This is a genomic window from Mesorhizobium sp. WSM4817 (genome assembly GCF_055811135.1).
In genome coordinates this window covers 316,389-329,140 of sequence record NZ_JBVVQQ010000004.1, presented here as the reverse complement: position 1 = coordinate 329,140, position 12,752 = coordinate 316,389, and the positions used below count along the sequence as shown (strand labels likewise).

Sequence of the window (12,752 nt, the reverse complement as noted above, 5' to 3'; positions counted from 1 at the left end):
GAACGCGCCATCACTCGATCATCCGGAGCAGTCTTGCCCGATCGGATTTCTTTGCCTGCCGCCGAATGATGGTGCGGCCCATGGCATCGCGCATCTCGTAATGGCCGCCGTCGATGCGCTCGCTCAGCCCGTTGGAATGCACCACACCCACGCTTGCCCCGCGCACCTCGATCCGGTCTCCAGTGGTCGCGTTGATATACGTCTTGGGCTTGTTGCCAGGATTTAGCGCGGTAGCCGGATTTGTCGGGGGAGTGACGTTCAGTGCTTTTGTTTTGTTCGCATTGCCGTTCGGGTCCGTGGCCTGTGGGGCTGCGGCATTTCCAGGGTCTGTGGCATTTCCAGGGTCTGTGGCATTTCCAGGAGCGTTTCCAGAATTGTCGGGGCTTTCAGTGTCTCCTGAGTTGCCGGAGCCAGAGTTGCCGGAGCCAGTGTTGCCGGAGCCAGAGTTGCCGGAGCCGGAGTTGCCGGAGCCGGAGTTGCCGGAATCAGAGTTGCCGGAGTCTGAGTTCCCAGCGTTCCCAGAGTTCCCTTGTGCCCAGGCGGCCTGTGGGCTTAGCGTCAGGGACAGGCCGTCCTGTGCCACACGGTAGGGGCTGACGACGAGAACCAAGGCCGATGCGCTCAGGCAGATGGCGACGCGAAGCCCTCGAAGAGATTTGAGACTGCGCTGCGATTGAGGCCGGGCAGGCCGCGCACCGGCGAGAACTCTTGTCTCACAATGCTTCGGGCGCTGCGGCCGTATTGCGTCTGTGATCAATGAATTTGCCAATAGCACGCCAGAATATCCTTTTACCGTCACGCCCTATGTTGCATCTCTGCCTATTTCGAATTCGCCCAAGTCAATCCTTCGCCCAAGCCAATCTTCTGAACTGCACCGATTTATCAGGCTTTCGCCATCATCGGGCTGTGTCAAGACCCACCAGTCTCGAGGGGGAGAACCGGTGGGTCTCGCTGGCGCAGGAAGGGACTCATGACTGCGCGAGTGCGTTGCCTTCATCGGTGGACCTCATCAGCCGATGAAAAGCCCAACGGCTGCAACCCCGAACGCCAGGCAAAATATCGGAAAAAGCAGCCAACGTGCCTGGTGAATGCTGGGGTCCATTGCAGCCTCCTGTCACGGTGTCGGGATCGCAACGACGCCAGCAGGAGCTCGGTTCCTACAAACTCCCCCATTTCAGGCTTTTGCCATAGCGGTCCCGGACCAAAGCACTGCCTGGGCCAGCCCATGGTCGGCAAGCGGCCAGACCGAAGTCCTAGCTCAGGCCTTTTGAGCAGGGAGGACGCCGTCCAGATGTAATCCAGGTGGGAAGCGGCTGAAGAAACCTCGACACGCAGAAAGCCTGTCAGTTTGAACAGGCGTAATAGCCGTGCCTTTGGTGGCAGAGACTGGTCCATGCAAACGAGGGCTCCGCCGTGGGGGCAGCGGACCCCTCGTTTAGCCCGAACTAGGGCGTCAGGCCAGAATAAGGACGATCTTGAATGTATCCGGGTCGACGATGACGATACGGCCATCGGCCAACACGAAATACTGGTACTCTTCGTAAGCCGGGACGATCTCGATGATTCGCCGTGGCAGAGGACGCAGTTCAAGCCTCTGCCGCGGAACCTCGACACCCACTGAGATGTCAAAATCGACGTCGGCAACCGGTTCGACCTTTTCCTCCTTGAGGATCTGGGTGATTTCCGTTTTCTGTTCAACGGTCACATTGCTGATCGCGCCGGTCTCCGTCTCATCCTGTGACTGAGTAGTGCCGCCCTGGGTCTGCTGCTCGGTGGTGGTACCGGCCTCGCCCTGGGTCTGCTGCTCGGTCTGGGTCTTGGCCTTGTCCTGCGCCTGTTGCTCGGTCGTGGCGCCAGCCTCGCCCTGGGTCTGCTGCTCGGTCTGGGTCTTGGCCTTGTCCTGCGCCTGTTGCTCGGTTGTGGCGCCTGCCTCGCCTTGAGTCTGCTGCTCGGTGGTTACGCCGGCTTTACCCTGGGCTTGCTCGTCTGTCTGCATCTTCGCCTTGCCTTGAGCCTGCTCCTCGGTGGTGGCGCCGGCCTTACCCTGTTTGCCCATCGCACCTTCCGGGCAACCGGCCGAGCCAGCCGGGCAGTCGGTGCCGGACTGGCTTTGGGCCGGCTGCTGTTCCTGAGCGAATGCTGCGCCACAGCCAACGCCTATGGCCAGCATACTGGTGATCAGAACTTTTTTCACGAGACGTCTCCTTCGAAAAGTCTGTCCCTTCATGGGGAAAACCACCTCTGGAATGTTTTGTTCCAGGCGAATTGACCGGGCGGCGCCGAAGCCGCGTCCAGGCGCGCCGGACTGAGCCGCTGCAAACCGCAGCCGAGGACGGTCTGCACGCATCGCTCCCGATGAAACCGAACTCGAGGTTTGCTTCAGTCCCGAATTGGCCGTTCCTTGACAGCAAAAAAGTGCGCTTCACATATTTTCCGCAGCCGTTGCTCACGGCTCTCGTGGAAGCTCAAACACTCGTTCAGTTGAATGGAGGTTGTAATGAACGACAGGACTTTCGACCGGCCTGTTTTCGTCAGGAAAGGGGAGTTCATGGTGGAGGAAATCGAATGCTTGGCCGATGCTTTCGAGTTCCTGCAGGAATGGCCGAACAATCGCAGAGGGCCAATCTTTGACACGGCGTTCCGCGCCTGCCAGCGCGCCTATGATGGCCAGGTTCCCATTTCAGTTGCACGCGAGGCCTTCGCCGGCTTCGCGAGATCGGCCAAGATCCTCGAGGACGTCTCTGCAGCAATGCCCTGGATGACGGCACAGAAAACCGGTCGCGGTGGCGTTACTGCCTAACCGATGTAGCTGCCTAAAGCGCGTCGCGTTGGAATGGACCCATGCGATGCTTCAACGCTGCTCAGGCTGTCATTCAACCGCCGACCAGAAAAAAGCCGGCCCCGGCCTCGGCGGTATTGTCGGACGGCCGGCCGGATCTATGGAGGGGTACCGTTATTCGAAAGCCCTGAAGTCGTCCGGATTGGTATGGGACGAGGCAAGGCTGGACCGGTTTCTAGCGGCGCCCGGCGAGGTTGTTCCGAAAACGACGATGACGATGGCCGTGTCCAGCCTGAGGACCGACAGAATATTGTCGCATACCTGAAGTCCTTGTCGCAGTAGACTCGAATTTGCATCCCGGAATGCGGGCATCGTTTTCGAACCCGCCCGCCGCCATGCGCCGGCCTCCAACCCTGAGCACGTGCAGTCTCTGCGACCTGCGGCAACGGACCCGCTTTGTTCCGACGACGCATTGGACAACGACACTCGTATTCGCCTTCAACAGTCCGGGAAGAAGTGGGCTTGCCAAGTCCCCAAGTGGATGATGATTGCGTTGTTCTTAGCAGTCGCAGGGTTGGTTGCGGCCGTCGTGCTCTACCCCAGCGAGTTTCTGGTTGTTCTGACTGTCCTTTATCTCGCCTCCATTCCGATCAGCTGGATCAGTTTCCGTCATAATGAGAAAATTCACGACGGAATCGATGTCGAAACCGCTCAGGTAGTGGAATGACATCTGGAAGCCTTGATGGCTGTCCAGTTCTCGGCTCGGGCAGGCAGCAACTACCTCGCGGCAACCGCCGCCTCCCACCTATGGCGACCTTCCAAACATCTGCAACGATTAGGGCCGCGCCACTCTTCCCCGATCTGTGAGGACAGTCTCGGGCGGGTACCAAGCGTCGGATTCAATGCGCTGAACGTTTGGCGGCCTGAGGTGTCTTTCGAAGCGGAAGCAACAGTCCTTTTCAGGGCCGTTCGCCGCAACTGGCGCATCTACTGCTATTCGATCCCAGTGAACGGCAATGCCGGCGCTGACCGCGCAAACGCGGACGTGCCTCGCCTGTGTGACGCATTCAGAAATCACGTTTCTAAGGTCATGCAAATTGCGCAGTCTAATCCAGAATCGCCCGGCGAGCTAGCTTTAGCGCTAGCCACCAGATTGCCAATGTCTCAGTCGGCCGGGAAGCTCCAGGCCGCTTGGGAAGCCTATTCGGGTGGAGCAACCCAGGAGAACCTATCGGCCATGATCTCATTGAATATCAACGGGCGAGAGCACGAAGTTGACGTTGACCCCGAAACTCCGATCCTTTGGGTCCTGCGTGACACGCTAGGAATGAGCGGCACCAAATTCGGCTGCGGCGCAGCGCTCTGTGGCGCCTGTACGGTGCATCTGGATGGCGAGGCAATCCGCTCGTGCAGCACACCGGTTTCCGCCGTTGAAAGCGGCAAGATCACCACGATTGAAAAGACAACCGACGGCACCGACCGTGTCGGCGCGGCTGTCCACGCTGCATGGGTCAGGCACGACGTGGCACAATGCGGCTACTGTCAGAGCGGCCAGATCATGAGCGCGACGGCCTTGCTCGCGTCGCTGTCGCCCGGAGCGCAGCCGACCGCCGAAGAGATCGACTCCGCCATGGCCGGAAACATCTGCCGCTGTGGAACCTATGCCCGTATCCGCGCCGCTATAGCCGACGCCGCCAGCACCCTCGTCTGAAGGAGACGCATATGTTCCCCAACATGGATCACAAAGAGCTGCCGCGTGCGCTGCAGTACATCATGGAACGGGGCCGTTCAACGACGGTCCAGGCGATGCCACGCCGCAGCTTTCTCAAGCTGACGGGGATCCTCGGCCTGGCTGTCGGCATTTTCCCTGATTTGGCCGTCGCGCAGTCGTCCGAGGCCGATGAGGCGGCAGCCAGTCTGAAGCCGACCGAGCAGTCCTCTGCATTTGTCCACATCGCGCCCAATGGGGAGGTTACGGTCACAATCAACCGGCTGGAGTTCGGTCAAGGCGTCCAAACGGCATTGCCCATGATCCTTGCCGAAGAACTCGATGCGGACTGGAACCTGGTGCGCAGCCAACTCGGCACCAATGACATCGCCTATGTCGATCCGCTCTTCGGCATACACCTTACCGGCGGTTCGAACACAATCAAGAACAGCTTTACGCAGTATCGCGAACTGGGTGCTCGTGTTCGCGCCATGCTGCTGGCGGCCGCGGCGACCCGCTGGAACGTGGAGGCGTCCACTCTGCGAACCGAGGCCGGCGCGGTTCTGGCCTCCGATGGCCGCAAGCTCGGTTATGGAGAACTTGCCGAAGCGGCCATGGCCTTGCCAGTGCCGCAGAAGATTGCGCTGAAGGATCCCAAGGATTTCCGCATCATCGGCCAGCCCACCCGGCGTTTGGACGCTCAAGCCAAGAGCAGCGGCCAACAGAGTTTTGGCATCGACTTCAAGCTGCCGGGACAGTTGACGGCCGTGGTGGCTCGTCCTCCGGTCTTCGGAGCCAAGATAGCCACCCTGGACGACAGCGCAGCCCGCGCCGTCAAGGGCGTGAGGGCCGTCCTGCGCGTGCCGCTGGATCGCGGTGCCGAGGGCGTGGCCGTCGTGGCCGACGGATATTGGCAGGCGTCTCAGGGCCGCGATGCCCTTAAGGTGGAGTGGGACACATCTGCCGTCGAAAAGGTCGATAGCGAACGGCAACTCGCGCACTATCGCGAGATGGCCAGTCGGCCCGGCCCGCGCCAGTTCGATTCAGACATGGTGCCATTGGAAACGGCGCCGCTGAAGCTGGAAGCTGAGTTCGTGTTCCCGTATCTCGCCCACGCGGCGATGGAACCGCTGAACTGCACGGTACGGCTTGCCGATGATCGTGCCGAGATCTGGATGGGAAGCCAAAGTGCCGGACCTGATGCCGCCGCTGCCGCAGCCGCGCTCGGCCTCAAGCCGGAACAGGTCGTGCTTAACGTGCAGATGTCGGGCGGCGGCTTCGGTCGGCGCTTTTCCAGCACCTCCGACACCGTGGTCGAGGCCTGCGAAATAGCCAAGGCCGCCAGGTCGGCGGGGCTGAATGCACCGATCCGTACGCTTTGGAGCCGCGAGGACGATATGAGGGGCGGCTACTACCGTCCACTGCACCTGCACCGCGCCCGCATCGGCTTTGACAATAAAGGCAAGGTGCTGGCCTGGGATCACAGCATCGTCGGCCAGTCGATACTTACCGGAACCGTGTTCGAGCAGTTCATGGTGAAGAACGGCATCGACGCCGCCACGACGGAGGGCATGCGGGCTCCCTATCCGCTTCCAATGCGGCTGACGGTGCATCATCCCAAGGACAACGTGCCGGTTCTGTGGTGGCGCAGCGTCGGCTCCACCCATACGGCTTATGTGATGGAGACCCTGCTCGACGATATAGCGCGTGCAACCGACCAAGACCCTGTAGCCTACCGCATGCAGCTCTTCGGCGATCAGCACATCCGCCATCGTGACGCATTGCAGCTGGCCGTCGACAAGAGCGGGTACGGCAAGACGCAATTGTCCGAGGGGCGGGCCTGGGGTGTGGCGGTGCACGAGTCCTTCAGCTCAGTGGTCGCTTACGTAGTGGAAGCCTCTGTTGCCGATGGACAGCCTAAACTGCATCGGGTCACGGCCGGGGTTCACTGCAATCTGGCCGTCAACCCTCTGACCGTGGAGGCGCAGGTACAGGGCGCGGCGATCATGGGCTTGTCGATGTGCTTGGCAGGCTCTGCAATAACGCTCAAGGACGGCGTCGTCGAGCAGAGCAACTTCAGTGACTATACGGTGGCGCGCATCACGGACGTGCCGGAATTCGACATCCACATCGTCCCTAGCGCCGAACCGCCCACGGGCATGGGCGAGCCCGGCTTGCCACCATTGGCGCCGGCATTTGCCAACGCAATAGCACGGCTCACGGGAAAACCGCTGCGTCAATTGCCGTTCAATCTGACGTAGCCGTTTTTACGCCAGACCGCTTCTGCTCGCTGCTTGCTGTTCCGGCAGCGAGCAAGGCAGATAACGCCTTGTCGGCGCTCGGCTGCCATCGGGGCGTTCGGAATCCGCGCAGTACCAGGCAGTCCTGATGCTGACTCGTGCCGTCGGGGCTGCGCGGAGCATAAATATGACGAGACAGGCATGCTGATTATCCGCCATAATCCTCATGGATACAGAAATGAGGTTTATAGGTGAGAAAAGGCGACTTCAGCGAATGGGCTGTGTTTATCGCGGTTGCCGAGGAGGGGAGTTTTACACGCGCGGCCGCGAAGCTCGGCCTCTCCCAATCCGCGCTCAGCTATGCGGTGCGCATGCTCGAACAACGGATCAGTGTGCGGTTGATCTCGCGAACGACGCGCAGCCTGTCGCTGACCGAGGCAGGCGAAAGGCTGCTTATCAGCCTGCGGCCGGCATTCGACCATATTGACAGTGAAATTGCTGCGCTCACCGCGCTTCGCGACAAGCCTGCAGGCACGATCCGCATCACCACGTTCCGGCATGCCGCCCAAACTGTCCTGTGGCCCGTATTGTCGAAACTGCTGCAGAATTATCCCGACATCACGGTTGAGGTCCATGTCGATGAAGGTCTCACCGACATTGTCGCAGAGCGCTTCGACGCCGGTATCCGCATGGGTGAACAGGTGCAAAAGGACATGGTTGCGGTCCGCATCAGCCCAGACGTCAGGATGGCAGTCGTGGGATCCCCGGCCTACTTTGCCAATCGTCCCGCCCCGCAGACACCCCGCGACTTGAGCGAACACCGATGCGCAAGCTATCGCCAGAACACCGGGGGCGGCCTTTATGCCTGGGAGTTCGAACAGGACGGTGTCGAACTTGAGGTCCGGGTCAATGGACCGGTTATTTTCAACGACAGCGAGATGCTCTTGCATGCCGCAGTCGATGGCTTGTGTTTGGTGTACACGTTCGAAAACCAGATATCCCAGCATATTGCGGACGGCCGCCTGGTCCGGGTGCTGGAAGACTGGTGCCCGCCATATTCTGGTTACCACCTCTATTATCCAAGTCGGCGGCAGCATACTGCCGCCTTTACGCTTCTGGTCGACGCTCTCCGATACAGGGGGTAAGGGGCGGCCGACCATTTTTCTAACTTCATGCCGATTATGCCGTCTAATCGGCCGGCGCGCCATCACCTAACTTCCTGATCATCGAAAACAGGAGTTGGAGATGAGCAAAGTCTGGTTCATCACAGGGGCTGGCAGCGGCATCGGCGCCGAAACCGCCAGGGCGGCACTGGGAGCAGGCGATCGGGTGGTCGCCACCGGCCGCAATCCCGACAAGATAAGGAACGCCCTGCGTGGTGTCGCCAGCGACAGACTTGCGGTCGTCCAGTTGGACGTGGCCGATGCAATTCAGGCCAAGGCGGCCGTCGACAAGGCGATGGAGGCGTTCGGCCGCATCGACGTTCTGGTCAACAATGCCGGTTACAGCCTGCTCGGCAATTTCGAAGAGTTGACCACCGCTGAAATCGATGGGCTGATTTCGACCAATCTGCACGGCGTGGTTCACGTCATGCGTGCGGTCATTCCGGTCATGCGCAAGCGGCGCTCAGGACACAGTATCAACGTCAGTTCGCTCGCCGGAATCATCGGCTTCAAGCATTGCGGAGCCTATAGCGCCGCCAAGTTCGCCGTCGAAGGCCTTTCGCAGTCGGTGGCTCAGGAAGTCGCTCAATTCGGCATCATTGTCACAGCCGTCGCGCCGGGCTTTTTCCGCACCGACCTCCTCGACGATCAGAACGCCAGGTACGGCAGCAGCACCATCGACGACTATGCTGCAGAAGGCAGCGCCAAAGCCATGTGGTCCGGCTACAACGGCAAGCAGCAGGGTGACCCCGCCAAACTTGGCGACGCCCTTGTGAAAATCGCCGGCATGGACAATCCGCCCAAGCAGTTTCTGGCCGGTAGCGACGCCGTTACGGCGAAGTGCAAGCGCAACACGAACAACATCACCTGGACCAATCTGACAGAGCAGGGCGAGGACACCCAGGCAGCCATACGAGAAGTTGGGGCTGGGATCATCCGACTGTGCTGCAGAGCAACCGTGTGGTCAGTTTTACGAGCAGCAGCAGCGCGCTCGTTTCGATGCTCCTGCAATCGTACCCGAAGTACTAGTCAGGGTGGCTCGCCGACCAGCCATTGCAATGGCCGATTTCGTGGCGAAGGACTGCCTTCGGCGTAGCTAGCCCAAAGGTCTTGTCGATCACAATCACGGTGCAGGATGTCTTGTTGGTGATCGCTGAGCACCCGCGCTGGGTAAAGGATGACTTCGTCGCAACCTTGTATTCGGCAAACAGCTTTGCGCAAGCCGTGACGACCTTCTTCTGAGGCAGATAACGCACGGTCAACTGGCCGGTATAGGCGTGATCGAAGCGGGCGGGCGGGTTCCACTCGGCATAGTTCTTCCCGGCCATGGCCAATGAGGGCTGAGGAAAAGAACCACAAGGAGGAAAAAGTGCCGAGACATATCACATCCGATGATGTTGCACATCGGATGTGGGATCTTGAATCAGCAGATGCAAGGGGGTACATCATCATTTGCGGTGTTTTTCGCAGGAGAAATGATGATGTCCGACGATGTTTCCCCCACCGCGTTCTATGAGGAAAAAGCAAAAAACATTCTGAAGGGCGAGCTGAAACGCCGGGGCATAACCTATGCGCTGCTCGCCGAGAAATTGAATGAACGAGGGGCGCACGAGAGCGAGCGCAATCTGGCCAACAAGATAAGCCGGGGCAGCTTCACCGCCGCGTTTTTCATGATGTGCATGGAAGTGATCGGCGTCCGGCAAATCAGCCTAGAAGTTTAGGCAGGCCCAACGGGCCATGCTCTTCATCGGCGTCGCACTGCTTGTCTGGGTGGCTGGTTGAGGGTTGGTTGTGTCGTTCCCCGACAGCCGCCTTTCCTTACCACGCCGTTGAGGTGGCCGGATCTGGTCAAAATTTCACATTAGAAACTTGGAACATAAGTGAGGCAGAGAACATTCTTGACGCCATGGACAAGAACGATGGCGACAATCTTCCTGAGGGGTTTCCGGGCAACCTGCCCGAGGATCCAGTGATCCTAGCCGATATCACGAAAAGAATTTCGAGAGAGATCGACGGTAAAATTGGGCCGGACGGTTTGGCGGTCACGGAGGCCAGGCGGGATCGCAATCTGGTTGAGGAATGGGAAGAAGCTGACCCCGCCATCGACAGCCAGCCGCCCGTGGTTCCGTTGTTTCTGGTTCTGTATGCGCTCTTTATGTTGGGCTTGGCAGGGTACGCCCTCGCTAGTTGGTATCTTCCATAGCGCGCTTTGAGTTTCCGTTGCGCCAGCCTCTGGCAATAAGCCGAGCGATGTCACGCGCTTGGGAACAAGCGCTAGATAGCGAAGTTACCAACGTAAGGAGTTTCTCCTATGGCTGACGAACAGGACAGAACGCCGAACAACCCTGAAGTCGTCGTTCGACGCTTGGTCAAAGAAACCGGCATTACTGAAGAACAGGCCCGAGAGCTTATCTTTTCCTCGGGCTCCATTGGGCATCGCTGCTCCGGGAAGCAAAGGCCCTCGCTGCCAAGCGGTAGGCGGGCTTTTCCACCAACTTCCGAATAGACTCCTCTGCCCGATCTCGTACAATAAACCGTCGCCTGCTTTCGAACGGCACAGGGGCGATTGAAAGTGTCGATCGCTTTCGCCCTAACGCAAAAGGGAGTTGGCCCGATGCCTTTCACAGGAATAGCTGACCCGGAACAGCTCAGCATTCTTCGCCAAGCTTTGGACGAGTATTGCCTCACTCGTGGGATTTCGGACGAGCAAGGCCGTGACGACGCCGCGTGGCTAGTCATGTTGCTATTTAGAAATGGCGCGAACAGCCTGGAGGCACTCAGGGCAGGGCTGGGGTCCGAAGAGCGTCGCCGAGCTTAGGCGTCACGGATTTTCGCTGTCGCGGCGCTCTAGCCTTGCGACGGTCTCAATGATTGCCTTCGCAAGTGCTTCGCCCTCGTGGATAGGGCGTATTACAAGTTTTAGGCGCAGTGCTTTCTTCGCTCGGCAGCCACCATCTTGCTCAGCAACTTGGAACATAAGTGAGGCAGAAACATTGTTGGCGCCATGGACAAGAACGATGGCGACAATCTTCCTGAGTGGTTTCCGGGCAACCTGCCCGAGGATCCAGTGATCCTAGCCGATATCACGAAAAGAATTTCGAGAGAGGTCGAGGGTAAAATCGGGCCGGACGGTTTCGCGGTCACGGAGGCGTGGCGGGATCGCAATCTGGTTGAGGAATGGGAAGAAGCTGACGCCGTCCTAGACAGCCAGCCGCCCGTGCTTCCGTTCCTGGTTCTGTATGTGCTCTCAATGTTGGGCTTGGCATGGTACGCCCTCGCTGGCAGGTATTTTCTATAGCGCCTGAGTTTCCGTTACGCACGGCGAAGGTGTGCACGTCGCAGCCCGAGCTTTGAGTAGCGAGAGCGAGAGTCAATGGGCGGCCCAGCAGTCAGTTGGAGTTGGGCGGGTGGCCGCTGGGCCTGACCGGCGAGGGGGCGTCTGCGGGACGGTCGCCGGCTACTTCTACGATAGGCGGCTAAACGCATCATTTGTAATTTAGTAAAATGGTCACGTTCCGTTCCCCTGGCTGTCAAATCGGATGAGCCTAGAGTCAATTTGGTGCCTAAAAGAGTGAGTGCCGGCGCTGGCACAAGGGGCCGCCAGGACGCGCGAGGTGCTTCGGCGGTGTAGGACAGCGGCCAGCGGGAACGCACGCTGGCGAGGCTCTGTACGGCACGGAAAAACCACGGCGCCCGTGGGCCTGTCCCACAGTGGGTCATTTGCTGCTGGCGCCGCAATTGCATGGTCAGCATCGGGGCGAGTGGGGGGCCCCGCCGCTTCGCAAATGGAGCGGCGGGGCTTTTTGCATTTCAGCCATCACCGCAAGTTCGAGCGGCCCGACAGCCACTATTGGGGGTGATCAACAGCCGGCCGCCGGGCCTAACCAGCAAACGGGGTAGGTTCGCCGGCTGGGAAGACTGTAGGCCGCTCAAGCATCGCTGCTAACTTAGCAAGACGGCTATGTTCGGTTCCTCTAGCCCTCAAATCGGATGAGCCTAGACTCGGTTCCATGAGTGGGTGTCGGGCAGGCTTGTTCAACGCTTTAGTCAGAACGCGCATTTCTTGTATTTAAAGGCACCAACCATCGCATCAAAGCGCTCAAAGTGGGTTGCGTCGATGATGCGGAATGACCATGAAAAGTTCCGGGATACAACAGCGTCCGCACAGGTTAATAGGGCGGAGAAGCGGTCGTTCTCCTCGTTGACTTGCGAGATCGTGCAGGCGCCCCCAACCGGGCCCTTTCCCTTGTTGCCGGTAATGATGAAACCGTGCTCGGACGCATAGGTACGGTCCTTGAAGCGGACTTTCCCCTGGATCTTCTCGAACACCCTCGTGCAGTCGGTGCGTTCCCCGACCCATACGCCTTGCAAAACCTCAAGAGCATCGGCCCATGCTACGGATGCGCTAGCGGCGAAAAGTGCCGATCCCAGGAGCAGTGCTGCCTTCGAACGATTGGACTGCCATCTCAGTGCTGCTATGACGAGGTGCATCAGGAATCTCCAAAGCCGTTTCAGTTGATGCCCCTCCAACCGCAAAAGCGGAAGTCACTAGAAAGCTTTTACCGGCAGAATGTTGAACGACTAGGCCACTAGCTTTGGTTCGATGCAAGCTTCCTCCGAATTGCGCTAATGGCATTGACGATCGCCTCAGCTGCCTGGCGGTCAAGCGCAACATCCAGGCGGCCTTCTGTCGTCTGGATTGAGAGGATTCCGAGATTGCCGATCTTGTCCGTGACCGTTCCGACATGAATCTCTGTCGGCACATAAGGCGGCTTTTCCATAGGACCCATCGCTTACCTCCTGGTAGCGGTGTGCTGCTGGAGATCTCTCCTTTGACAACTCCCAAGGGCAGCATCGCGCCG

Annotated in this window: 13 protein-coding genes; 9 read left to right on the top strand and 4 right to left on the bottom strand. The window is 59.3% G+C overall.

Annotated features, from left to right (window positions below):
• Window positions 1-10: 10 nt before the first annotated feature.
• Complete coding sequence (locus AC0L2K_RS08610; protein ID WP_473531121.1) at window positions 11-610, bottom strand: hypothetical protein; 600 nt, start codon at window positions 608-610, stop codon at window positions 11-13.
• Between the two features lie 843 nt (window positions 611-1,453).
• Complete coding sequence (locus tag AC0L2K_RS08605) at window positions 1,454-2,194, bottom strand: DUF1236 domain-containing protein (RefSeq protein WP_473531120.1); 741 nt, start codon at window positions 2,192-2,194, stop codon at window positions 1,454-1,456.
• A gap of 303 nt (window positions 2,195-2,497) precedes the next feature.
• On the opposite strand from AC0L2K_RS08605, the gene AC0L2K_RS08600 reads away from it, so the two are divergent.
• The 9 genes from AC0L2K_RS08600 (at window position 2,498) to AC0L2K_RS08560 (ending at window position 11,188) form a co-directional block, all read left to right on the top strand.
• On the top strand, window positions 2,498-2,800 hold the full coding sequence (locus tag AC0L2K_RS08600; protein WP_023803628.1) for a DUF982 domain-containing protein: 303 nt from the start codon (window positions 2,498-2,500) through the stop codon (window positions 2,798-2,800).
• A gap of 451 nt (window positions 2,801-3,251) precedes the next feature.
• A complete protein-coding gene (locus AC0L2K_RS08595) occupies window positions 3,252-3,506 on the top strand; it encodes a hypothetical protein (protein WP_473531119.1) in 255 nt (84 codons plus the stop codon).
• Between the two features lie 510 nt (window positions 3,507-4,016).
• A complete protein-coding gene (locus AC0L2K_RS08590) occupies window positions 4,017-4,490 on the top strand; it encodes a (2Fe-2S)-binding protein (RefSeq protein WP_091600597.1) in 474 nt (157 codons plus the stop codon).
• 11 nt (window positions 4,491-4,501) lie between these two features.
• Complete coding sequence (locus AC0L2K_RS08585) at window positions 4,502-6,748, top strand: xanthine dehydrogenase family protein molybdopterin-binding subunit (protein WP_473531118.1); 2,247 nt, start codon at window positions 4,502-4,504, stop codon at window positions 6,746-6,748.
• A 230-nt stretch (window positions 6,749-6,978) separates the two neighbouring features.
• On the top strand, window positions 6,979-7,872 hold the full coding sequence (locus AC0L2K_RS08580; RefSeq protein ID WP_473531117.1) for a LysR family transcriptional regulator: 894 nt from the start codon (window positions 6,979-6,981) through the stop codon (window positions 7,870-7,872).
• A gap of 100 nt (window positions 7,873-7,972) precedes the next feature.
• Window positions 7,973-8,986: an SDR family NAD(P)-dependent oxidoreductase gene (locus AC0L2K_RS08575; protein WP_473531116.1), complete on the top strand. Its 1,014-nt coding sequence runs from the start codon at window positions 7,973-7,975 to the stop codon at window positions 8,984-8,986.
• A gap of 322 nt (window positions 8,987-9,308) precedes the next feature.
• Entirely contained in the window at window positions 9,309-9,611 is a 303-nt protein-coding gene (locus AC0L2K_RS08570) for a DUF6471 domain-containing protein (protein WP_287285440.1), read from the top strand.
• Window positions 9,612-9,796: 185 nt separating this feature from the next.
• Window positions 9,797-10,093: a hypothetical protein gene (locus tag AC0L2K_RS08565; RefSeq protein ID WP_473497669.1), complete on the top strand. Its 297-nt coding sequence runs from the start codon at window positions 9,797-9,799 to the stop codon at window positions 10,091-10,093.
• A gap of 801 nt (window positions 10,094-10,894) precedes the next feature.
• Entirely contained in the window at window positions 10,895-11,188 is a 294-nt protein-coding gene (locus AC0L2K_RS08560) for a hypothetical protein (RefSeq protein ID WP_473531115.1), read from the top strand.
• A 749-nt stretch (window positions 11,189-11,937) separates the two neighbouring features.
• On the opposite strand, the gene AC0L2K_RS08555 is transcribed toward AC0L2K_RS08560, so the two are convergent.
• Complete coding sequence (locus AC0L2K_RS08555) at window positions 11,938-12,381, bottom strand: hypothetical protein (protein WP_128246819.1); 444 nt, start codon at window positions 12,379-12,381, stop codon at window positions 11,938-11,940.
• A 98-nt stretch (window positions 12,382-12,479) separates the two neighbouring features.
• Window positions 12,480-12,680 (bottom strand): hypothetical protein, encoded by a 201-nt coding sequence (locus AC0L2K_RS08550; RefSeq protein WP_128170874.1) that lies wholly within the window; start codon window positions 12,678-12,680, stop codon window positions 12,480-12,482.
• Between the last annotated feature and the right edge of the window lie 72 nt (window positions 12,681-12,752).